Source organism: Pseudoduganella sp. R-43 (assembly GCF_049913255.1).
Classification (GTDB): domain Bacteria; phylum Pseudomonadota; class Gammaproteobacteria; order Burkholderiales; family Burkholderiaceae_D; genus Rugamonas.
This window is the reverse complement of the sequence record NZ_CP183988.1, coordinates 1,324,775-1,345,505: the sequence shown is the minus strand read 5'-3', so window position 1 is coordinate 1,345,505 and position 20,731 is coordinate 1,324,775. Positions and strand designations below refer to the sequence as shown.

General features: G+C 59.2%; 24 protein-coding genes. 1 reads left to right on the top strand and 23 read right to left on the bottom strand.

Annotated features, from left to right (window positions below):
* Positions 1-128: 128 nt before the first annotated feature.
* The 3 genes from ACN9M3_RS06300 to ACN9M3_RS06290 form a co-directional block, all read right to left on the bottom strand.
* Entirely contained in the window at positions 129-569 is a 441-nt protein-coding gene (locus tag ACN9M3_RS06300; protein WP_426321235.1) for a hypothetical protein, read from the bottom strand.
* A 134-nt stretch (positions 570-703) separates the two neighbouring features.
* Positions 704-1,081 carry a hypothetical protein gene (locus ACN9M3_RS06295; protein ID WP_426321233.1) on the bottom strand — a complete coding sequence of 126 codons (378 nt, stop codon included), beginning with the start codon at positions 1,079-1,081 and terminating at the stop codon, positions 704-706.
* A gap of 57 nt (positions 1,082-1,138) precedes the next feature.
* Complete coding sequence (locus ACN9M3_RS06290; RefSeq protein WP_426321231.1) at positions 1,139-1,375, bottom strand: hypothetical protein; 237 nt, start codon at positions 1,373-1,375, stop codon at positions 1,139-1,141.
* Between the two features lie 519 nt (positions 1,376-1,894).
* Here ACN9M3_RS06290 and ACN9M3_RS06285 point away from each other — a divergent pair.
* The gene (locus ACN9M3_RS06285; RefSeq protein WP_426321230.1) at positions 1,895-2,239 is read left to right on the top strand and encodes a hypothetical protein; all 345 of its coding nucleotides are present in this window, start codon (positions 1,895-1,897) and stop codon (positions 2,237-2,239) included.
* 72 nt (positions 2,240-2,311) lie between these two features.
* Here the strand turns inward: ACN9M3_RS06285 and ACN9M3_RS06280 are convergent, their stop codons facing one another.
* From ACN9M3_RS06280 to ACN9M3_RS06185, 20 genes are all read right to left on the bottom strand, one after another.
* Positions 2,312-4,450, bottom strand: a complete 2,139-nt coding sequence (locus ACN9M3_RS06280) for a hypothetical protein (RefSeq protein ID WP_426321228.1) — start codon at positions 4,448-4,450, stop codon at positions 2,312-2,314.
* A gap of 255 nt (positions 4,451-4,705) precedes the next feature.
* Positions 4,706-5,986, bottom strand: coding sequence for an ABC transporter permease (locus tag ACN9M3_RS06275; RefSeq protein WP_426321226.1), 1,281 nt, complete (start codon positions 5,984-5,986; stop codon positions 4,706-4,708).
* 9 nt (positions 5,987-5,995) lie between these two features.
* On the bottom strand, positions 5,996-6,916 hold the full coding sequence (locus ACN9M3_RS06270; RefSeq protein ID WP_426321224.1) for an ABC transporter ATP-binding protein: 921 nt from the start codon (positions 6,914-6,916) through the stop codon (positions 5,996-5,998).
* Positions 6,917-6,996: 80 nt separating this feature from the next.
* A complete protein-coding gene (locus ACN9M3_RS06265; protein ID WP_426168728.1) occupies positions 6,997-8,280 on the bottom strand; it encodes an EAL and HDOD domain-containing protein in 1,284 nt (427 codons plus the stop codon).
* Between the two features lie 54 nt (positions 8,281-8,334).
* On the bottom strand, positions 8,335-9,120 hold the full coding sequence (locus ACN9M3_RS06260) for a class II glutamine amidotransferase (protein ID WP_426321222.1): 786 nt from the start codon (positions 9,118-9,120) through the stop codon (positions 8,335-8,337).
* Between the two features lie 97 nt (positions 9,121-9,217).
* The gene (locus ACN9M3_RS06255; protein ID WP_426321220.1) at positions 9,218-9,790 is read right to left on the bottom strand and encodes a hypothetical protein; all 573 of its coding nucleotides are present in this window, start codon (positions 9,788-9,790) and stop codon (positions 9,218-9,220) included.
* A complete protein-coding gene (locus ACN9M3_RS06250) occupies positions 9,787-10,782 on the bottom strand; it encodes an NAD(P)H-dependent flavin oxidoreductase (RefSeq protein ID WP_426321218.1) in 996 nt (331 codons plus the stop codon). Before ACN9M3_RS06250 ends, ACN9M3_RS06255 begins: the two co-directional genes overlap by 4 nt.
* Positions 10,773-11,156: a VOC family protein gene (locus ACN9M3_RS06245; RefSeq protein ID WP_426168717.1), complete on the bottom strand. Its 384-nt coding sequence runs from the start codon at positions 11,154-11,156 to the stop codon at positions 10,773-10,775. Before ACN9M3_RS06245 ends, ACN9M3_RS06250 begins: the two co-directional genes overlap by 10 nt.
* Positions 11,157-11,189: 33 nt before the next feature.
* The gene (locus ACN9M3_RS06240; RefSeq protein WP_426321216.1) at positions 11,190-11,834 is read right to left on the bottom strand and encodes a glutathione S-transferase family protein; all 645 of its coding nucleotides are present in this window, start codon (positions 11,832-11,834) and stop codon (positions 11,190-11,192) included.
* A gap of 19 nt (positions 11,835-11,853) precedes the next feature.
* Positions 11,854-12,609 carry an Imm10 family immunity protein gene (locus ACN9M3_RS06235; protein WP_426321214.1) on the bottom strand — a complete coding sequence of 252 codons (756 nt, stop codon included), beginning with the start codon at positions 12,607-12,609 and terminating at the stop codon, positions 11,854-11,856.
* A gap of 23 nt (positions 12,610-12,632) precedes the next feature.
* Positions 12,633-13,025: a VOC family protein gene (locus ACN9M3_RS06230; RefSeq protein WP_426321212.1), complete on the bottom strand. Its 393-nt coding sequence runs from the start codon at positions 13,023-13,025 to the stop codon at positions 12,633-12,635.
* 108 nt (positions 13,026-13,133) lie between these two features.
* Complete coding sequence (locus ACN9M3_RS06225; RefSeq protein ID WP_426321210.1) at positions 13,134-13,550, bottom strand: hypothetical protein; 417 nt, start codon at positions 13,548-13,550, stop codon at positions 13,134-13,136.
* A gap of 194 nt (positions 13,551-13,744) precedes the next feature.
* Positions 13,745-14,002, bottom strand: coding sequence for a BTH_I0359 family protein (locus tag ACN9M3_RS06220; protein WP_055928525.1), 258 nt, complete (start codon positions 14,000-14,002; stop codon positions 13,745-13,747).
* A 54-nt stretch (positions 14,003-14,056) separates the two neighbouring features.
* Positions 14,057-14,197, bottom strand: coding sequence for a hypothetical protein (locus ACN9M3_RS06215; protein WP_426321208.1), 141 nt, complete (start codon positions 14,195-14,197; stop codon positions 14,057-14,059).
* Positions 14,198-14,421: 224 nt separating this feature from the next.
* Positions 14,422-15,135, bottom strand: a complete 714-nt coding sequence (locus tag ACN9M3_RS06210; RefSeq protein WP_426168703.1) for a response regulator — start codon at positions 15,133-15,135, stop codon at positions 14,422-14,424.
* A 100-nt stretch (positions 15,136-15,235) separates the two neighbouring features.
* Positions 15,236-17,521 (bottom strand): ATP-binding protein, encoded by a 2,286-nt coding sequence (locus tag ACN9M3_RS06205; RefSeq protein WP_426321206.1) that lies wholly within the window; start codon positions 17,519-17,521, stop codon positions 15,236-15,238.
* Positions 17,522-18,055 carry a DUF4390 domain-containing protein gene (locus ACN9M3_RS06200; protein ID WP_426168697.1) on the bottom strand — a complete coding sequence of 178 codons (534 nt, stop codon included), beginning with the start codon at positions 18,053-18,055 and terminating at the stop codon, positions 17,522-17,524.
* Between the two features lie 64 nt (positions 18,056-18,119).
* Positions 18,120-19,469 (bottom strand): 16S rRNA (cytosine(967)-C(5))-methyltransferase RsmB, encoded by a 1,350-nt coding sequence (gene rsmB / locus ACN9M3_RS06195; protein ID WP_426172124.1) that lies wholly within the window; start codon positions 19,467-19,469, stop codon positions 18,120-18,122.
* Positions 19,470-20,192: 723 nt separating this feature from the next.
* Entirely contained in the window at positions 20,193-20,483 is a 291-nt protein-coding gene (locus ACN9M3_RS06190) for a type II toxin-antitoxin system RelE/ParE family toxin (protein WP_426168695.1), read from the bottom strand.
* A complete protein-coding gene (locus ACN9M3_RS06185; RefSeq protein WP_426168693.1) occupies positions 20,484-20,711 on the bottom strand; it encodes an addiction module protein in 228 nt (75 codons plus the stop codon).
* Positions 20,712-20,731 lie beyond the last annotated feature (20 nt).

The following is a 20,731-nucleotide window of genomic DNA, read 5'->3' as shown; positions in this document are numbered from 1 at the left end:
CTCCAAAACTATCTGATCTGTTCTGGCTCAGACTTGACCAGAACCATTATGCCTGGTGACCGGCGGCAACCGCCCCAAACCGGAAGTTCGCTTTACGAGCATTCTTTTCAAGAATTAATGCGAGTAGATTACTTTTGCTTCTGCATATTTCTTTGCCGTCGCACTGCTGCTTGAATCTTTGCAGACAGTTCCTCTTCTTGGAAATCTTCAATAAGTTGAGTTCCACTTGGATCATCTATTCCGGTGTCCTTCGTTCCTTTAAAAATCACGTATTTGTACGAGACGGACATTCCTATACCACAATCGCCTCGCCCCAAGCCAGTTGTGAGCGTAATGATCTTCGGTTGCTCTCGGCCTTTCAGGACTCTCTTTGTTTCAAAGCGCCCCTCAATATATGGCCATTCGGTTCGCTCACTTTTCGGGATGACCTTTGCTTCAACGAGCGTCGCAATGAAAATTTCGTCTGCTCGTTCTACTTGCTGGTCAAGTGTAGAAATCGGAAAACTGCATGCCGATGAGTCTGCCGCAGCTAATAAAAGCGAAGTGAATGCGAGCAAAAAATACTTCATGAACTGGTCCTAACAATTCTGAGGGGCGAGCCTTTGTCTAGAAAGCATGTCGTTGTCTGCTGATGGCCGGACTCTGCCGGCTCACAGTCTGCCGAATCCACTCCGACTCGGGCCGATGATTACCGATGCGAAAATTAATCGGTCCCTAGTCCCGTATCCCATTCCGTCATGCAGTTAGTGCATATTGCACTATGGTTGCCATTGGGCAAAAAAGAGGACTTACACTTGCGCATGCAAATTGGGCAGAGAATATTCGTTACGCAGAAATAAGCTGCAACAAAGGCGGCTGAGACTGCGACAAACATAACAATGACCGCTAAACCAAAAATTCTGGGGTAGCCTGTACGATCAATGGACACGCAAGCACCAAGGGCTATTGCGCCGATTACAAAGAACGCCTTAGCTGGCTTGAAAATCTCGAACAACGGCGGCGGGTATCGTTTGATCTCATACCTAGCGGCGGCATCGACATCCGCTTGAGATTCCGGCACGCTGAGGTGCTTCTCTTCCATTTCTCATCTACCCCAAATTTGCTGTCGAATGTGGCCGCTGCTGGCCGGAGCCGGAAGTCAATCGCGCCGGCTATCGCGTTGCATCACTACCCGATTTACTGCATCAGCAAATTGCAGGGTCCCACCTTGATCTGCAGACTCGCCATTCGGCTCCAGCTCCAATTCGGCCAACAAGCCGCCCAAGTGGACAATACCGTCTTTTCCTGAGAGCTCAAGTTCAATGCGCAAAAATTCGAGCATTGCGTGATACGCCTCTTTGCCAGTAAGCGCCGGTAAATTATCAAGTATTGCCATGTCTTCGATTAGAATCTATATGTTCAAGCGACCGCTGCTGGCCGTCACGTGCCCTCAGGGCGAAAAGCCCAGTGCGCAGCTTCGATTCGAATTGTATCCCCGGATTGAATTTCGATCTCAAATTGCCCGGTGTCCGATTGATTTGACGAGTTAATCGATGAAGACGGTCCCCAATCTTCACGTCGAGGCAGCTCGACGTTGGTGAAGCCTTCGAATGTCAGCAAGTGGGGAGGCTGACCAACAGGGAGCAATCTTATATCGCACCGAGCTGCTTGCCAACTTATGTACACGGCTGCCAGCGTGGCATCGTGAATCGGGAGCGAGTTAAATGACATTCAATTCTCCAAAAAAGTCAGGCGGCTGCTGTTGGCCGACTTCAGTCGCCACGCACAATGCGACAACTGGCACGTGTCAATCTATCAGCAAAAGCGGCGTGTTAAAAACACGCAAACCCTCGCTCTTTAGAGACCATCATCCGCAGACGAGGCCGGAGTTGGTTCTACGACCGGATTGGAGCGCATGAAAATCCAGATTCCCCCAAAGCAGCTTGCAGTGACCGCCGCCACAAAGGGCCAGATACTAGCGTGGAGGAATAGGCCTCGTAGCGAAAGAACTAGTCCGACAAACCAAATCGGTAAAAAGAAGACCCTAGGTTTCAAGTCGACCAACTCGGCCCCTAACCCAACAAGGAAAACGACGGCAGCTATTAAGAATGTTGCCAAGGCCTGCGGCGTCGCGGGGAAAAAGTGTCCGAGTAACTGGGTAGCGACCCAGATCACAAAGAAGCAAATAGCTGCGCTGATGTTAAAGATAACCATTGTATTTCTGATACACGCGTTGAAGATGGCAAAAAAACAAGTGTAACATGGGCCCCTGCAATGGCGGACGTCGGCTATTGGCCGATTGTACTCATTCACCAAGGTGACGCAGCCTGACTCAGGGCGATTCAATATCCGCCCGCTCACCCTCATCGATGGCAACTTTTCTGCTGCTGTCGAGCATTGTTCCATCGCCGTAGTTCTCAATCACCGGATCTAGGTTTTCGGGTGCATGGAGAATTGTTGGGCCCCTTGAGCAGGCTTGCCGCATGAGGTACTCCGTCAACCCCTCAGCCTGAATTTCCGGGGGGATCACTGCATGCATTTCCTCCAGCAATTCAACTGCCGCAGTTACGATCCATTCTACCGTCCGAAATTTTGGGCTGACGATCTGAATATTCTGCGAGTCGGTCTGGTCGAAGAAACCGTGTTGCAATTTGTGCCGAACATAGGATAGCGCAGTAATTCCACCTATGATGCGTCTTTCCAGATATGCCTGGCTTTCGCGGTCAGCGTAGCGAACGACATTGTCCGGAAATTCGTATCCTTCGGCTTCCAGAAGCGTCTCGGCGATGATGCCTGGCAGTAGCGGTCGCCCATCTTCGTGGCCGACTTCGAACAGCAGAATCTTCTTGAGCTTCTTGATCTCTTTCTGCAACTCCGTATCGGATTTCTGAACGGCGATCGTCGGCAAATAGGCGCGAATGAAGCGATTGGACGCCTCCATGAATGCGTCCCTGCTCATGTCCGGATGTGCTCGCAAGAATCTGTCATCCATATCGAGCATCTTCCATGCGTGGTTCAGGTCATGGATGAGAAACTCAAGCGGAGATTGCCAGAACTCATCCACATACACTGGCTCGGTCGACACCCCAATGAAATAGATAGGGGCGCCCCGGACCTTCATGAGGTCCGTCGCAGAGATGTTATCAAAAGTCGGAATGATGATTGCTTCCGGGATTCGGCTCATCAGGTGTTCGTAGCGGTACCAGTAATTCTTCTGAAAGTGGGTGCTCAAGTTTTTTCTGGTACGCCATACCACGTCGAAGAAGGCTACTGCTTCGAACAAGACGCGCAAGGTCGGCGCATACGGACACATCGGTCCGTTCTCGATCGTGACATGATGAAGCTTGTGCAGCAATTGGTCTCGCATGATTTCCAGTGCCGCATTGCCGCTGCAACTCTCATCGACCGATGGGGAAGTCATCTGGCTGCGGACGTAGTCGACGACCGGCAATAATTCTATGACCGGCGTGTCCGGCCTGTCATTATTCTGGCTGAACCGCGCCCTGATATTCCGGTAAACGTCCAGCGGACTAGTTACCGCTTTCCGGATCCATTCGTGATGAGAAACGCCTTTGGTCTTCGTGAAGTTCTTTGCGAGGAGCGCGGCAACAATCTGCTTGTGATGTCTGAAAGCGAATGCGCCATTTCTCGTGTTGGGTGTGGTAACCAGGCTCTCAGTGATCCAACGGCCCTGAACCTTTTCCGTATCCGTGATCTCGACGAGGAGGCCGATGGTGTCGACGATATGGCGTGGGTCCGACGGCGCGGTAATGTCTCTGAGGTGATCGCGAAACCCGTGCGATATGGTCCTGTCCATATAGACTCGGGCTTCTTCGCCAGTCTCGGTCGCGGAAAAATAGTATTTTCGTCCGTTGCGTTCCGAGATTCCATAATGGATGGCGGCAGCTCGCAGCACCTTGGATGCGGTAATCCTTAGCGCAGCAAAAATGTCGCCAGGGATTCCAATATCGTTCAGCTCGTCTTCGTCCTGGAGCAAACCGCCTGGCAGTGCCATGCCGGTGGGGAAAAAGGCCCGGTCCAGGACCAGGAATTCCTTCCCATTCGACCTTTCGCGCATCACAAGTACGTCGACGGTCCTGCGAACGAGGGTGCCCTGTTCAATTCGGTCCTTCGCACGCCTCTTGAGCTCTTGATGGGAAAGCAGTGCAGCGATCACCTCGGATCGAGGTTCGATGTTCAGATAGCTGGCAATGTTGACTTCGATGCCATTCTTGCGAATCGGATCACGCAAGCGATGGAACCAGTAGAGCATGTAGATCAGCGACTCGGCATACAGAGCCGCCGGAAAACTTTGAGTATCGAGCGTCACCTGATACCGGCCGAGTATGTCGAGAACGATTTCAGTCGAGATGTCTGAACGTTCAAGCAAATAAGAAGGCGGTGGAGTCGCTCCTGAAACTGGTTCAGTATCCAGCGATCCGAGTCGCGGCGCGGGCTCGTCAAATGTCATTCCATCTTCCTCAATGTATATTGCATGTGAAGTCCTAATCGATTCGCAACTTCCGTTATTGGCCGTTACTGGAGGTCGCCCCACCCGAAAGCGCTTTGTGCTATCAGCATCGCTGCAGCCAAGATCACATTTTTCGCCTTCACCCGTTCACCTCGACAAGCCTTTCCGATTCATCCACGGCTCATGCCTGATTCGCCGCACGTCAAACGGCGGCCATGTGCCTGCGTCGATAAAGCAGGCACCGGTTTAGCCGAATTAGCGTGCCTGCGCTCGGAAGCGCCAGATTGCCAGCGTCCCGAATACCACCGCGAACGCAAGCTGCACGCCAGCCGTCTGCAGCGCCACATCCATTCCCAGCCCACGCCAGGTCATGGCATCCAGGCCGTCAACCGCCCAGCGCGTCGGCACAATAATGGTCAGCTGCTGCATCCACGCAGGGAACACGAACGTCGGCACCCAAGCCCCGCCCAGCATCACCAGGATCAGGGTGGCAAAAACCGCCAGCCCGCGCGCCGCCTCGGGCGTCTTGCCGAACGCTGCAATCAACAAGCCGAACGAAGCAGTCATCAGCGAGAAGGCTGCTACCACCAGTGCAAATCCCGGCACATTGGTCACCTGCACTTTAAAGATCAACATCGCGCAGAAGTAGATCGCTGTCATCAGGCCGGCGGCAATCATCGCGCCCGACAACGCGCGCGCAAGCAGCACTTGCGACATGGTCACCGGCGCCGCCAGCAAACGGTTCCAGATCCCCATGCGGCGCGCCAGCAGGATGCCGATACCGAGGTCGATCCCCATGAACAGGATGAACTGCACGCCCATTCCGGCAAACGAGTGCGCGTAACCGTTGTACTTCGGACCTGAGCTGAGAGCTTGATCCTTCGTGGTAAACGGCACGCTCAAGCCACCGCCGCCTCTCGACTCCCTGGCCGGTTTGGCAGCTTCCTGCTCCTGGAATTTCTTCAGGCTGCCCAGCAGGCCGACCAGCGCTTCCTTTTCATCGCTCGCAGGAGAATTCTCCAGTTTCTTCAGGCTGTCGTCGGTGAACTTGGCGCCCGTCGCGCTGCCGCCCATCACTTCACCAGTCACGCCCTGCATAACGTGCTGCGTCAGCAAGCCTTTCACCATCGCCAGCACGGTCGATTGCGATGGATCGTAATACACCGGCAATTCCGGCTTGCTGCCTGACTGGAACAGCGACTGGCCGGCAGCATCGCCGAAACCGGCCGGGATCACGACGGCCACCATCAGCTTGCCTGAACGGACTTTTTCCTGCGCTTCCTGCAGGCTCATTTCCTTGACGGTCAAGTTGGCATCGGCCTTCAGCGAGTCGCCGACTTTTCGGCCGATCACGCTGCTGTCCTGCTGCACAAGGCCGATTTCGATCTTGCTGTTGTTGCCGCTGTCGCCGCCGCCGAACAGTGAGCCAAAGAAGGCCGCCAGCACGATCGGCATCAGCAAGTTGAGCATCAACGCGCGCTTGTCGTTGATGTAGAGGATCAGGTCCTTGCGGATCATTGCAATAATTGCTGTCATCGGAATTCCTTAGTCGCGCAAGGTGCGGCCGGTCAGGGAAAGGAAGATGTCTTCCAGCTTGGTACGGGCGGTGGAGAAATGAGCCAGCGTGTGCCCCTGCTCATCCAGCCAGCGCAGCACCGGTGCGGCATGGGCGGCGCCGTGCAGGCTGATGTCTAGCGAGACGCCATCGCGGCGCACGCCAGCGACGCCCGGCAAGCCAGCCAGCGACGCGACCAGCAACTCCGCCGGCAGGACGTCGCTGCCCGCCAATTCCACCTGCAGGGCTGCTTGCGTCGGCAGGCGGCGGTACAGTTCCGCCGGCGGCGCATCTGCCAGCACCTTGCCGTGGTCGATGATCACGATATGGTCGGCCAGCCGCTCCACTTCTTCCATGTAATGGCTGGTGTAAATCAGCGAGCGCCCTTGTGCCTTCAACGCTTCCAGCGTCTCAAAAATGGCATTGCGGCTTTGCGGGTCAACGCCCACAGTCGGCTCGTCGAGAATCAGCAATTGCGGATCATGCAGCAGCGCCGCGCCGATATTCAGGCGGCGCTTCATACCGCCCGAGAATGTCGAAGGCTTTTCCTTCGCACGGTCCGACAGGCCCACAAGCGCCAGCACTTCTTGCGCGCGCTTGACCAGCGCTGCGCCCTTCATGCCATACAGGGCGCCGAACAGCTTGAGGTTTTCGATTGCGGGGAGCTCTTCGTATAAGGCCAGGTCTTGCGGCACCAGCCCCAGCTTCATCTTGGCCGAGCTGGCGCCATGCACCACCGGCTCGCCATCCAGCGTGACGCTGCCCGCGTCGGCCTTGATCAAGCCGCAGATCATGCTGACTGTCGTCGACTTGCCGGCGCCGTTCGGCCCCAGCAGGCCCACGGTCTGGCCCCGCTGCACCTGGAACGAAACGCCGTCGACCGCGCGCCGCTCGCCATAAGATTTGCTCAACCCACTGACACTTAACACTCTTCGTCCTCCGGAAAAAAAACGGCGCCGCTACTGCGGCGCCGCCATCGGTGCATATGCCTCTACAGGGCGTATCGCACCACGTTGTCACTCCATTCAAATGCCGACATTTCCAGCTCCACCAGTTCCTCGGTCGAAATCGCGAGGTCGGCCAGCGCCGGAAGGATGCGCGTGTCCATGTCTTCCAGGCGCTCGATGCATTCGGCCAGCTTGAGCAGGTCGCCGAAGAAGCCGCCGCGGAACACGAGCGCTTCCCCGACCTCATCCCCCATCGGGATCTGCGCCAGGATTTCCTGCATCGGAATGCCAAACAGCGTATCCATCAGCGACATGATGCCAACCGTGAAAGCGATATCGGCCACGTGCCGGTGGGCCGGGCGCAGCTTGGTCGCCAACAGTTCCAGCAGGCGGCCGCGCGTGGTGGCCAGCATCAGCAAGGGCGTCATGGAATGTCCGCGCTTGCCAGGCTCCGCGTACAGCATGATCTGCAGCCAGCGCTGAAGCTGGCGACGGCCCAGGACATGCACCGCCTGGCTCAGGGAATCGATGCGCTGGCGCGCGCCTACGGCCGGCGTATTCACCAGGCGCAGCAGGTTGAGGGCCAGCGAAACGTCCTTTTTGATGGCGCGCTCGATCTCGGCGTTGTCCGCATCCGAGGTCACGAGGGTCATCAGCTCCATCACCGCCATTTGCGACGGCGACAGCTTCTTGCCGCTCATGATGACCGGCTTGGCAAAGTAATAGCCCTGGAAGTAATCGCAGCCCAGGTCCAGGCAATTCTTGAATTCGTCGCGATTCTCGACCTTGCTGGCCACCAGCTTTTTGCCGTCCTGCTTGATGCGCGGGGCCAGCTGGACCAGGCCATCAAGCGGCATGTCGCGCATCGACAGCTTGACGTATTCCACCATCGGCAACAGCGCAGGCAACTGCGGCGAATCGGGATTGATATCGTCCAGCGAGAAGCGGAAGCCGTGGCTCACCAGCTCCGACATGCGCGACAGCACAGCTGGCGCCAGGGTGTTGGCAGCGCTAACTTCCAGCACCAGTTTTTCGCGCGGCAGGAAGCCAAAGATATCGCTCAGGATCGCATCGGCATCGACGTTGACGAAGCCGATCGCATCGCCGATGGTGCGCTCCATGCCCAGTTGCGCGGCGTGCGCCACTACCGCAGCGGTAGCAGACAGCGCGGAAGTATTAATATTGGCCGGCCCAACCGGGGCGTTGCGAAAAAGCAACTCGTAACCGAACAAGGCCTGGTTGCGGTCCAGGATCGGCTGGCGGCCCAGATAAAATTCGCGAACTTTCAGGCTCTGGGAGGCCGCATCGTTGCTGGAAAGGTCGATCATAGGGAAATTCCTGACGTGTCCTGCCATTTTGGCATCAAATCCTGCCGGTGTCTGTTAAATTTTCTCGAAGTCCCGTTTCTGCGGCAGGCCATCCACAAAGCACTTCATCTCGCCCGGCGCGAAGGCCGTCCATTGCTCATTAGTAGTTAGTGGCTGGGTGACGATCACGGCCACGCGGTCGTTTGGCGTGGTGACCTGAGAGAAATCCACGCTCACATCCTCGTCCGACAGCTTGGCCGTATCGAAGGGATATTGGCGCACGATGTAGTGCAGATGGGTCGAACAATGCGCAAACAGCGCGCGGCCGTCGGAGAGCATCATGTTGAAAGTGCCGTGTGCGGCGATGCTGCGCACGGTCTTCTCGATCTGCGCGCGCAGCATCGGCAGCGGCGGACAGGTATCGCCGAAGCGCTCGCTCAATTCCTGCAGGATCAGGCAGAAGGCCTGTTCGCTGTCGGTAGTGCCGACCGGACGGAAAGGCCCATGCAGCACCGGCGCGAATTCCTTCAGGTCGCCGTTATGGGCAAACACCCAGTAGCGGCCCCACAGCTCGCGCACGAAGGGGTGGCAGTTCTCCAGCATGACCTCGCCCTGCGTGGCCTTGCGGATATGCGCGATCACGTTCTTGGACTTGATCGGATAGTTTTTGATAAGTTCCGCAATCGGCGAATGGATCGCGGCCTGGTGGTCGACAAAATGGCGCACGCCGGCGCCTTCGAAAAAGGCGATGCCCCAGCCGTCATGGTGGGTATCGGTCTGCCCGCCGCGCAGGGCGAAGCCGGTGAAACTGAACACAATGTCGGTCGGGACATTGCAGTTCATTGCAAGTAATTGGCACATCCCACAACTTTAACAGGTTGCGAGGCCGAAGCAATGGCCTTCACTATGCATCCAGAGCCCGTGCGGGCCTAAATCAACTGCCTTTACCGCGAAGGAATTAGTTGATGCCATTGACTAGGCAAATACCAACGAAAATCACTGAGCCACCTAAGGCCAATAACGACGGTCCCCTCTGATCGAATGGCGCGACACGACGCGCAATGGCGCCAGCCGTAACGAAGCCAAAAAATATGACGCAATCGAAAATCATGACAAGAAGCGCCAGTGCCAGGCCGCCCTGTTCCAGCGTGAGCACGGCATGCAAGAGCGCCAATGCGGACAATCCCAGGGTAAATGAAATGATCGAACTTGCGATCTGCGATAGCCGCTCTTCAAGATGAGCTACCAAGGCCTCAAGCCGAGGCAATGGAAAGCCAAAGCTCCGAAACAACGTTGACGCTGCCGCAATCGCTATCAAGCCAACGAATACCAGCGTGAACGCATTGAACGACACGAAATCGGAAAAAAGCTCTGTTGGCCACGCCTTTCCTGTGGCAACGCCAAGCGTTTTGAGCTTGAACTGCCAGAGCATTAGTAGTCCGACCACTACTCCGCAGGTTCCGAAAAAAAAGATGTCTTTTCTAATTTCGGTAACGAGGCGGCCTGCGATCAATTTGAAATCGGTCATCATAATGGCGGGGCTAGGGTCGGCGTCAAATCAGCATGTTTGCACAGTAAGGTGGTCGCTTGTATAACCATCTTCTGAATGATCTCTGCGGCCGGTGGCGCATCCAGGATGATGCCGGAAACCTCCCCCATCAGTACGCCGGAATTGTCGGCGTCGCCCTTCCTGAACGCATCCCAGAACCGCTCGAACTCGACATCGATTGATTTCTCCAGTTCGCGCTCGCGCCCATGCCATGCCGAGACAAAATCATTCTTCAGCACTCGGACCACGAATTCCGAGTTAGGCCAGTAACGCTTGCGCACCACGTCGACCGAGTTGGACTTGATCGTAGCGTCGCCATCGGCACGAATGATCGCTTGCCGGAAGCCTTCCGGCGCCTCCGATTCGGCCGCCGCGATGAAACGGGTGCCAACCAGGACACCGTCCGCGCCGAGCATCAGCGCTGCCGCGAGCCCTCGCCCGTCACCGACTCCGCCGGCCGCTACCAGCACCGTTTCTGGCGCATGCTTTGCCAGGTAATCGGCCGCTTCAGGCACCAGCGTGAACAAGCCTCGATGGCCGCTATGGCCGCCCGCCTCGCAGCCCTCGGCCACGATGATGTCGGCGCCGGCGTCGACGGCCTCGCGCAGGTACTTCATGCCTTGCACTTGGCAGATCAGCGGGATGCCGCGCGCTTTGATGATCGAAGCGTGCGGCTCCAGCTCGCCGAACGACAGCATCAGCACGGCCGGCCGTTTGGCCAGGACCTGCTCGAGCAACGTCGAATCCCGCGCCATCGACCACGTAATGAACCCACAGCCGACGCGCGCACCGCCCGCTGCCGCGAATTGCCGCTCGATCCACTCGGCATCGCCATAGCCAGCGCCGATGATGCCCAGGCCGCCGGCATTGGTTACCGCCGCCGCCAGCCTGCCGCCGGCCATGACGCCCATCGGCGCAAGCAGGATCGGATGCTCGATCCCGAGCCTTTCCGTAAGCCTGGTCTTCAGTCCCATGCGCTCACCATGACGTAGTAGCCATCCGGATCGCGCAGCGCGAATTCCCTCGTGCCGGTGCTTGGGTTGACGCTGACATCTTCTTCGAGGTTCGCCACCAGGCCGCGCGCCCTTGCCAGCGCCTCGTCGAAATCGTCTACGCGGAAGAATAGCAACAGCCCATTGCCGGGCTGCGAATCGCCCGGGCTTGCCAGCGTGGGGTGGTCATGCGATCCCCACTGGTGCAAGCAGAGCAGAACCGTGCCATCGGGGTCGCGTACCTGCCCAAAGAATTCGTGGGCCGGTGCGGTCTTTGGCTGGCCAAACAAAGTCTGGTACCAGTTGAAGCTATGAGCGACATCGGCGACGCCGATGATTGTCCAGGTGCGTTTCATAGATCCTCCCGCGAGTTTCTAACGCGTATTTGCCTAGTCTGACGGAAAACGCCGCTCCCAAAGCGCCTTCAAACGAGAATTCTCGTCGACGCGCTTGACCACTGGAGTCATGTTTGGCGCCTCTTGATAGAAACGCTCACGCCATGGATCGAAGCGCGAAATCACAGCCACGAAGAGATCGAGTACGCTCAAGGTATCGCCCAGCAAGTACTTGGAAGGGCGAAGTTGCGCGTCCATGGTACGCCAGCAGAAAGCTATGCGCTCATGGATTGAGTCTACTACATCATCCCTGGCGCTTTGCGGTGCGCCAATCCTGCTCACATCCGGCTTGATCCAGTGCAGTGAGTAGATTGCTGACGAGACGAAAAACATCCAGCGCAGGAATTGCGCACGCAACGGATCATGTGGGCCCGGCGCCAACCTCGCGCCCGGGTGAGCGTCAGCCAGCCAAAGCAGGATGGCCGCGCTCTCTGTGAGCGTCTCGCCACTCGGCAACACCAGAGTCGGAACTTGCCGCAGCGCGTTTTGCCCTCCAACACGCTTCCGCGCTGCTGCCGATGACCAGGTTTCACCTTCTATTACCAGGAATGGAATGTCAAGCAGCTCCAGGGCGGCTTCAACGGCTACTGAGCCGGAAGCCGCAGCTCCATACAAGACGAATTGCTGGTTATTGGTCATGGCAGTCTGATGGCGGCGCCTACAGTACTTCGACTCGCCCATGCTCCACTATGTGCGCCAAGGCAGACGACACTAACGCGAGCTCCGCCTTGGACAGGCTAAAGGAAACGACAATCCCGGATAATCCGATGCGCACCGCAGCGTCGGAAGTGAACTGGAATTTCACTGCATCCGGCAGCACCTGCACCTTTTCAACACCACCGTAACATCCCTTCGACTGGCCCCCCAGTTCAATATAGTGCACGTTGAGTCCGCGCTCACCCAGCACGTTCTCGACATCGCGCTGGACCAGGAAATAGTCCCCGTGCGCGGGGCCGCCAAATGCGACTGTCCAGATTCCATCGACTGGCGCGGCTGAAACTTCCGAGGCAAAGAAATTGAAGCTCTGCACCGGCGACAAGGTATGCGCGTCGCGTGAAAGATGCCACTGGCCGTCGGGGAGCTTGCGGTAAATTGTCATTCGCTGTCCGGCAAGCAGGGTTGCATTGCCACCGGCGCGCGGCGTCGCGCTCAAGTGGTCTGCGCTGCGCGTGTAGGCAAAATCGTCCGCTACGACCAGCTCTTTCAGTTCGCTGCCGCAGGCGATGCGAAACTCTTGATGGGCCGCAGTGAACTTGGCTGAAAAACCTTCCCTGCCAATAGGCGCCTCGCCCGGATTGAGGAAGACGACGTCCTCGGTCATGATGGCAAGCAGGCTGGAAAGGTCCGCCGCATTGGCTGCCTCGACCCACTTCGCGTGCACCGCGCGGATTGCGTTTTCTTCGGCCGCCATCATTTGTCTCCGTAGCGCACTGCTTTTCAGGCCTCGTCGGAAGAATCGAAATTCAGCTCTACCCCATTTCCAGCTGGATCGGTGAGGAAAATCTGGACCTGCTGCGTTGCCGGAACAAGGGCCACGCGGTACCGGATGTCTCGCAAGGCCAACGCCCTCTCATACGCCGGGCGATCACGACAACGAAAGGCTGCGTGGTCAAATGTGCCCGACGGCTGCGTCGGCCTGACTTCCTCCGGCCCGGCTTCCGACAGGTGCAAAACGGCATGTCCGCCAGCGTAAAGCCAATAGCCAAAGCTGCGCAATGGAGGTCGCTGGCCAACGGTCAAGCCGACTACGTCGCAGTAGAAGTCGCGCAGTTCATCAAGCAATGCTCGCGGTGCACGCAGGTTGTAGTGACTGAATCCGAGGGCGCTCATGGTTATGCGTTCTGGCAGTATGTTCAGGGGAGTGTCAGCGGGAATCATACTCCCACATCATTCCCGCCGCGGGGATCAGGCGTGGAAGTACGCTGCGTGCCGCAGCACTTAACGGGGTGAGCTCTCGAGCAGAACCTGCCCTGTATCGCTGGTCGAGCTGGCGGTAACGCGCGCCGCCCCGAGACTATCTTTCAGGCCTGCCACCAGATTTCGGTAGAGCACAACGCCGGCCTCGCCAAACGGTTTGGGGCCGCTGAAGAAAATATTTATTTGATAAGTCTCCTGGTCCGAATCCAACGGGATGCCGACCATGTATTCTTCGGGAATCCTGGTCGAGAAAATCCTGAAGTGCGGAGTATGCGCTGGATTAAGCTGCTCCGTGAACCCTAGCCGCTGGAGTTCAGGGAGTACAGTCGCAGGCATTCCTGGCGCTGCATCGGTGAGGGCGATGCGGATCGACGCTGTGGCCAGTGCGGATTTCTCTTGCGCGCAGCCGCTGAATATCAACGCACCTACGAGAATCAAGCAGCGAAGCTTGAGAACGATCGTTGGAGTTGTAGAACGCAATTACTGGCCCAAGTGTGAAGAAAATGTCGAATTGACATTTTTCCAAATTCTATCACGGGGCTTTTGAATCGATTCAGCAGAGGAAACGGGCAGCGCTGGCATGGCTGCCCATGGTGGAGCAAGGGAGCGCTCCACGGAGGATGCAAAAGAACTTAGTGCAGCAGCACCGGTTGACTCATCAGTGCTTCATAGTTGCCCAGGAAATCATCGATCTCCTCGATGGTGGGCTCGCTGGCAATCAATTCGTTAACGTCGCGGCGGAAGTTCTGCGCCATGACCCCGGCAATGAAGATTTCGCGCTTGCCGCCTTTGTCGACGATCTCGTAGCCGCCGAAGCGCAAGGCTTCCAGGCTGCGGTCTGCGCCAAATTCGACAACACTGTATTGCTCGCTGTTGTAAATGAGGTTCATATGGCTTCCTTCACGTTTCGTTTCCAAACCGAGATGGGGCTGTCATAGCCATTTTCAAGCGTTCAGTACCGGCTCCAGGCGCAGCAGGGCGTCGTAAGGGGCCGTGGCAAGCATGGCGCGCAGGCTATCCACGTGAGTGGCATCCGCCAGGCTGATAAAGAGCTGCGCCGGGGGACGGCGCAAGAGACGATTCAATGTAACACGTAAGACAAGATTACCGGCGCAGCATAGGCAGCCGGGGGCGATGCGGTGTACCTGCGGCTGCCATGCCGTCGGGTCACTTTCATCATACACCAATGGAGAATGTGCGTCGGCCAAACCTTCAAGGATGATGGCCGTGGCGTGGCCAGGCGACAAAACGGCCGCAATCGCGTTTTCACGTGCTGCGGCCGTCGGGCCTGTTACCAGCGTAGTCGGAATCAAGCCTGGTTTTTCTTCGACAGCTTGCCGGGCTCCACGCCCAGTTGCTTGAGCTTGCGGTACAGGTGGGTGCGCTCCAGTCCCGTCTTCTCGGCCACGCGGGTCATGCTGCCGCCTTCGCGGCCCAGGTGGTGTTCGAAGTACATGCGCTCGAACGCGTCGCGCGCTTCGCGCAGCGGCAGGTCGAACGACAGGTTGAAGATCGGGTTGTCGCCGTTGACGGCGCGTGCCATGCCCAGGTTGTGGGTCACCGGTTGCTGCGCCACCTGCGCCTGGCCGAAACTGCTTTCCTCGACCGGCGCCGGCATCACCGGGCGGGTCGTCATGACCGGTGCGCGCACCGCTTCCTGTGCGCGGCTCAGGCCGGCCTGCACTGCCTTCAGCAGCTTCTGCATCGCAATCGGCTTTTCCAGGAAATTCATGGCGCCGATGCGGGTTGCCTCCACCGCGGTATCAATGGTCGCGTGACCCGACATCATGATGACCGGCATGGTCAGCAAGCCATCGCGCTGCCATTCCTTGAGCAGCGTAACGCCGTCCGTGTCCGGCATCCAGATGTCGAGCAAGACCAGGTCGGGCGCCCCGGCGGCACGCGCCTGGCGCGCCTGTTGGGCGTTCTCCGCCAGCGTGACCGCATGACCTTCGTCGCCCAGGATTTCCGAGAGCAGCTCCCGAATGCCCATTTCATCATCAACTACGAGAATGTTTGCCATGTATCCCTTGCCCCTTCCCTCATTTTTATCGCTCTCTACGCAGGCATTCTATACCTGTCGGCGCGACAATGATTTTATTGGTACAACAATATTATGCCAACTACACCGACGCCAACTTTAACAGCAAAATCAGCACCGACGCACCACTACTATCGTCACGGTTCTGGATATCGATCCGGCCCCCGTGTTCCTCGATAATCTTTTTCACCATCGCCAGGCCCAGGCCCGTGCCCTTTGCCTTCGACGTCACGTACGGTTCGAACGCATTGGCCAGGATTTTCGGCGCGAAACCGGGGCCATTGTCCGAGATTGAGAGGCGCACTGCAATACGCGTGCCGCCGTCCGCACTCTGGTAGATGATGCCCTCCGTGACCACGTCGATGCGCGGCCTGGCGTCGGCAGGAGGATGCTCCTGCAGCGCGTCCTGCGCATTTTGCAGCAGGTTGTGGATCACCTGGCGCAATTGTGTGTCGTCGCCCAGGATCATGGGCAGGGCCGGCGCCAGGTTGGCGTGGATGATGTCGTCGCCCTCCCCGCTCACGTACAGGTGCAGGATGTCCTCGACCAGGGTGTTCAGGTCGAGCGGCTGCAGTACGGCGGGCGGGGTGCGGGCGTAATCGCGGAAGTCGTCGACCATGCGTTTCATGGCGGCGACCTGGTTGACGATGGTGGTGGAGGCTTTGTTGAGCAATTCCACATCGGGGCCCGCCAGCTTGGATTCAAGCTTCATTTGCAGGCGTTCGGCCGACAGCTGGATAGGCGTCAGCGGGTTTTTGATTTCATGGGCCAGGCGGCGCGCCACCTCGCCCCAGGCGATCGAGCGCTGGGCCGAGATCACATCGGTGATATCGTCGAACACGACGATGTAGCCGATGCCCGTTTCCAGCGGCAGGCGCGAGCCACGCGTCAGCAGGATCAGTTCATTTTCTTCGGCGCTGCCGGGCGGGCGCGGAATCTCGATCTGGCGCTGCCAGTGCAGGCGCTGCAGGTTGCGGCCGGCCGCGGTCTGCGCCGACTGCGCCGAGAAGGCGTTGATGATGGCGGCGGCGAACTCCTGCATGCCATCCACCTCGGCCAGCGGCTGCCCGATTAGGGTCACGCCGGCGTGCTGCAGGATGCGCTCGACCGAGTCGTTGCAGGTGACCAGGCGGAATTCGGAATCCAGCACCATCACCCCTGCCGACATATTGGCCAGCACCGATTCCAGGTGGGCCTTGGCGTTTTGCAGCGCAATGCGGTTGCGTTCCACAGCGCTGCGCGCTTCGGACAACTGGCGCGTCATGGTGTTGAACGATTGGGTCAGCGTGCCCAGTTCGTCCGAGCTGGCGACGATGGGGCGCGGCGACAAGTCGCCTTCGGCCACGGCGCGGGTGCCTTCGGCCAGCAGCAGCAGCGGCTGCGCCAGGTCGTTTGCGATCAGGAAGGCGGCGGCGATGGCGCCAAACACTGCCAGCAGCAGCGTCAGCGTCAGCGTTTCGATATACATCTTGCGCAGGCCGACGCGGGCCACGAAGCGCTCCTTGTATTCGGAGAAGGCGGTACGCAGCATTTCGCCGTTGCTGGCCAGCTTTTGCGGCACGGCCTGGATGATCTGCAGGTAACGCGGCGCCAGGTGGGCGCCGGACGGTTGCACCGGATCGGGAATCGCCATCAGCACGCGCAGGCGCAGCACGCTGTTGGCGTCGAGCGGCGCCGGCTGCGGCGCGCCGATGCGGTCGTCGCGCAGCTCGCCGCCGCCTTCGTAGGCGGCATAGGAAGGTTCGTCCTTGGCCTTGTTCAGCATTGCGGCCGAAGGCAGGTCGGCCGACAGGTTGATGCGGCGCTCGCCCATGGCCGACACGATCAGGCCGCCGTCGGCGTCGACGATGATGGCGCTCTGGGTGCCTGGATGGCGGCGCACGAAGCGCGCCAGCGTGGCCGGGGCGGCGTAGAACGGGTCTTCGGCCAGCTGGCGCACGGTGCCGCGCGCCTGCGCTTCCAGTTCGGCCAGCGATTCATCCAGCGCAGAGCGGCCCAGGTCCAGGCCGGCGTCCAGCGCCTCTTCCACGCGCACGTTGAACCAGGAATCGATGGAATGCGACACGAACTGCACCGACACCAGGAAGATCACCAGGCCGGGCAAGACGCCGATGGCGGCAAACAGCACCACCAGCCTGGTCATCAGGCGCGATCCGAACTTGCCGCTCTTGTAGCGCGAATAAAGGCGGAACAGGGAGAACCCGACCAGCAGCACCAGCGCCACCGCGACGGAGGCGTTCAGGCCCAGCAGCCAGCCGTAATAGCGGTCGAAGAAGGCGGAATTATCGGAGGCGGAGGCGAGCAGGAACAGCAATATGCTGCATGTCGCGCCAGCGACGACAAACAAGTACCGGAGGGCAGACGTCACTTACTCGGCCCTGTACTGGAAGGTTTTTTTGCTGGACGAGAGTCGCCACTCGCTGTTATTGAAGGCGTTGACCTGGATCGGTTTGGGCAGGAAATCCTTGTCCATGCCCATGCGCAGGGTCACGTTATACGTTTCGCCCACCTTCAGGGCGCCGCGCGGCGCGACTACCCAGCGGGTAGGCCGGCGGATGAAAAACAGGGCTTCGTCCAGCGTCTGGAAAGGCTGGGCAACGGAACCGACGATCTTCACGTAGTACTGGCGTATCAGGACGTCGTACCACAGCTTGTGGGTGCGCTTGGCAGTGACGGCTTTTTCGTCGAACCAGTACCAGCGCGGGCGGGTAAAGCTGATTTCCGTGGTGAAGTGCAGCGGGACGCCCGACTGCACGGTTTCTTCCATCCCGTGGCTCAGCTCGAAGGAATAGGCCGAGGACAGGCGATACCCCTCTTCCGCCGCCTCGATATAGGCGCGCGTAATCTCCACCGTCTCGTCGGAGGCGTGGGCAGCCTGCGGCAACGCGCACGCAAGCGTCAACAGCAACTGCCAGCAAAGGAGTCGAAGAAATCTTTGGATCACTTGCCTGGTGCTCGTCAAAGGGTTACGCATCTTTCTGGAACAATGCGTAGAACAAACCATCGTGATCCTGCCCGGCGCCGCCCAGAGGCAGCAATTGGCCCGGCGCATCGAGGCGGGTGGCGCGGTTGCGCACCGCGAAAGCGGCCGCCTGCGCCTCGGACTCCTGCGGCCACAACGAACATGTCACGAACAGCAATTTACCATTGGGGGCGAGCATTTTCCAAAGGTTGTCGAGAATTTGCGACGAAAGTGTTGCAAGTTGACGGGTGTCGCTCTTGCGGCGCAACCAGCGGATATCCGGGTGGCGGCGCACGATGCCGGAGGCGGTGCAAGGCACGTCGGCCAGGATGCGGTCGAATGGCTGGCCGTCCCACCACGCGTCGGCCTGGGCTTCTGCCGGCTGCAGCGTTGCCTGCAATTGCAGGCGGTCGAGATTTTCCTGGACGCGCTGCAGGCGCTTTGGATCGGCGTCCAATGCTATCAAATTGACATCAGCCAGTTCGAGGATGTGGCAAGTCTTGCCGCCCGGGGCGGCGCAGGCGTCCAGCACGCGCATGCCGGCTTGCACGTCCAGCAAAGGCGCGGCCAGCTGGGCGCCGGCGTCCTGCACCGATACGTCGCCCTGGTCGAAGCCCGGGATCTGGTATACCGGCACCGGCTTGGCCAGGCGCACCGCGAATTCGCCGACCTGGGTCGCTTCGATGCCCTGCGCGGCCAGGCGCTCCAGGTAGTCCTTGAGCGAAGTGCGGCGGGTATTCACGCGCAGCGTCAGCGGCGGCGCCTTGTTACCGGCGGCCAGTACCTGCTCCCAGTTCTTCGGGTAGGCGGTGATGACGGAGTCGATCCACCATTGCGGGTAGTTATATTGTGCTTCCGGCTGCTGCAGGGCTTCGTCCAGCAGTTCCTCTTTTTCACGCAGGAAGCGGCGCAGCAGGGCATTGACCATGTTTTTCGCGCGCGCGGTGTCCGGGTGGGAGCCGGCGGCCGTTACGGCCTGGTCGACGACCGTGAAGGCTTCGTACGGGGCCGGGCTGCCGTCGGCCGGGTGCATCAGCGGCAGGGCGATGGAAAGCAGCGACTGGACCAGCGGGTCCGGGGCTTTCGGCGCCATCAGGCCGATCAGGATTTCGCTCAGTGCCAGTTGGCGCATGGCGCGGTAGGCGATGTCCTGGATCGCGCCGCGCGCTTGCGGGATGGCGCCGTTGTTTGCGAATACGGCTGCCAGGGCCTGCGGCAATGCCGTGCCCTGCTGGACCTGCACTGCCGCAGTCGCTGCGCCCAGGATCGCAAAGGCCAGCGAGTCCTGTTTCAGTTCGGACTGGAAGTCGGTCTGTACGCGAGGTTTCAGGTCGCGATGGTGGCTTTCGCGGATGGCCGGCTTGGCTGGCGCACGTGGCGCCGGTGCGTCTTCTCCACGAGCCGCAGGCTTGCGGGCTGCCCAAGGCGAGCCGGAACCTGCACCTTCGCCGCCGGCCGAACGGCCAAAATCACGCTGTGGGCGATCCGAACGCGAATCGTTGCGGAAATCGGCGCCTTCGCGCCTGCCGAAACCACGCTGGACTCCTTCGCCACGGCCTTCATTGCGGCTGTTTTCGCCGCCTGCGCGCGTGCCAAAGCTGCGCTGGCCACGGTCGTCGCGGCCCTCGCCGCGGTTTTCCCGGTCCGAACGCGGCGCGAAACTGCGCTGCTCGCGGTCGGCACGGCCTTCGCTGCGGCCTTCGCCACGATTTTCGCGGTCAGGGCGTGCTCCGAAGCCGCGCTGGGCCCCCTCGCCGCTCGGGCGCGGCGTATTGGCCCGTGGTGCTGATTCGCCGCGCGGCTGGCCAGCCGGACGCGGGCCGGCGGTACGCGGACGGTCCGAACCAGCGGAGCGCTGTCCGCCATCCCCCTGCGCACGAGGCGCCTTGGCCGCCGGTGCAGCCGGTTTAGCCTTGGGTTTGAGGGATAAAGTTGGGCGCTCTTTCTTAGTCATTGCAATCCTGTTATCGCGCCCGCCAGCCGGCGGCACGGCCGGGCGGCCGTATTCATCGCGGTAAATCTGTGAAAACCAAGATTGTAACCCGGGACAAGACCGACCTAAGCCATGAAACCGCCGTCATATGCGATCACGCCAATATCCCGGTTGCCGGGATTGATGTGCAATTGCGATGATCAGAATGCCATGTGACTCTGTCTTATCGAGCAATTCAAACGGAAAATTGCGGACCACTATCCTCCGGACAGATTCCGCAATGGGACACCCGGCGTCAGGAAATGCTTCTGCCAGCCGAACCGCGCGCTCCACGGCCCGAACAAACAACTTCCCTAAGCCGGGTCGACGCGCGTCGTAAAAATCAATATGGTCGAGGAGTTCCTTCCTCGCTGGCGCAAGGAAGCGAGCCGCCATTTAGCTCGCCTTTTTATATGCTTGCTTGAATACCTCTTCGGCCGGAATAGCGTCCAACTCGCCTCGTTCAAATGCTGCCAGACGGTTGTCAATTTCCGCCATCCAGTCCGGATGCAAAGAACCCCAGCCCTCATCGGGCAGCGAATCCAAAACCGCGCGCACCAGCCGGGCCCTGTCTTCGACGGGAAGGGCACAGGCCAATTCTTGCAATTCTGACAGCGAAAGCATTTGGAGTCTCCAGCCAATAA

Coding starts and splice junctions, on each gene's coding strand:
- ACN9M3_RS06295 (WP_426321233.1), bottom strand. CDS start 1,081: ATGGAAGAGAAGCACCTCAGCGTGCCGGAATCTCAAGCGGATGTCGAT.
- ACN9M3_RS06280 (WP_426321228.1), bottom strand. CDS start 4,450: ATGACATTTGACGAGCCCGCGCCGCGACTCGGATCGCTGGATACTGAA.
- ACN9M3_RS06220 (WP_055928525.1), bottom strand. CDS start 14,002: ATGAACCTCATTTACAACAGCGAGCAATACAGTGTTGTCGAATTTGGC.
- ACN9M3_RS06245 (WP_426168717.1), bottom strand. CDS start 11,156: ATGAAACGCACCTGGACAATCATCGGCGTCGCCGATGTCGCTCATAGC.
- ACN9M3_RS06210 (WP_426168703.1), bottom strand. CDS start 15,135: ATGGCAAACATTCTCGTAGTTGATGATGAAATGGGCATTCGGGAGCTG.
- ACN9M3_RS06230 (WP_426321212.1), bottom strand. CDS start 13,025: ATGAGCGCCCTCGGATTCAGTCACTACAACCTGCGTGCACCGCGAGCA.
- ACN9M3_RS06265 (WP_426168728.1), bottom strand. CDS start 8,280: ATGATCGACCTTTCCAGCAACGATGCGGCCTCCCAGAGCCTGAAAGTT.
- ACN9M3_RS06300 (WP_426321235.1), bottom strand. CDS start 569: ATGAAGTATTTTTTGCTCGCATTCACTTCGCTTTTATTAGCTGCGGCA.
- ACN9M3_RS06240 (WP_426321216.1), bottom strand. CDS start 11,834: ATGACCAATAACCAGCAATTCGTCTTGTATGGAGCTGCGGCTTCCGGC.
- ACN9M3_RS06235 (WP_426321214.1), bottom strand. CDS start 12,609: ATGATGGCGGCCGAAGAAAACGCAATCCGCGCGGTGCACGCGAAGTGG.
- ACN9M3_RS06260 (WP_426321222.1), bottom strand. CDS start 9,120: ATGTGCCAATTACTTGCAATGAACTGCAATGTCCCGACCGACATTGTG.
- ACN9M3_RS06290 (WP_426321231.1), bottom strand. CDS start 1,375: ATGGCAATACTTGATAATTTACCGGCGCTTACTGGCAAAGAGGCGTAT.
- ACN9M3_RS06185 (WP_426168693.1), bottom strand. CDS start 20,711: ATGCTTTCGCTGTCAGAATTGCAAGAATTGGCCTGTGCCCTTCCCGTC.
- ACN9M3_RS06190 (WP_426168695.1), bottom strand. CDS start 20,483: ATGGCGGCTCGCTTCCTTGCGCCAGCGAGGAAGGAACTCCTCGACCAT.
- ACN9M3_RS06250 (WP_426321218.1), bottom strand. CDS start 10,782: ATGGGACTGAAGACCAGGCTTACGGAAAGGCTCGGGATCGAGCATCCG.
- ACN9M3_RS06255 (WP_426321220.1), bottom strand. CDS start 9,790: ATGATGACCGATTTCAAATTGATCGCAGGCCGCCTCGTTACCGAAATT.
- ACN9M3_RS06275 (WP_426321226.1), bottom strand. CDS start 5,986: ATGACAGCAATTATTGCAATGATCCGCAAGGACCTGATCCTCTACATC.
- ACN9M3_RS06285 (WP_426321230.1), top strand. CDS start 1,895: ATGAAAATCCAGATTCCCCCAAAGCAGCTTGCAGTGACCGCCGCCACA.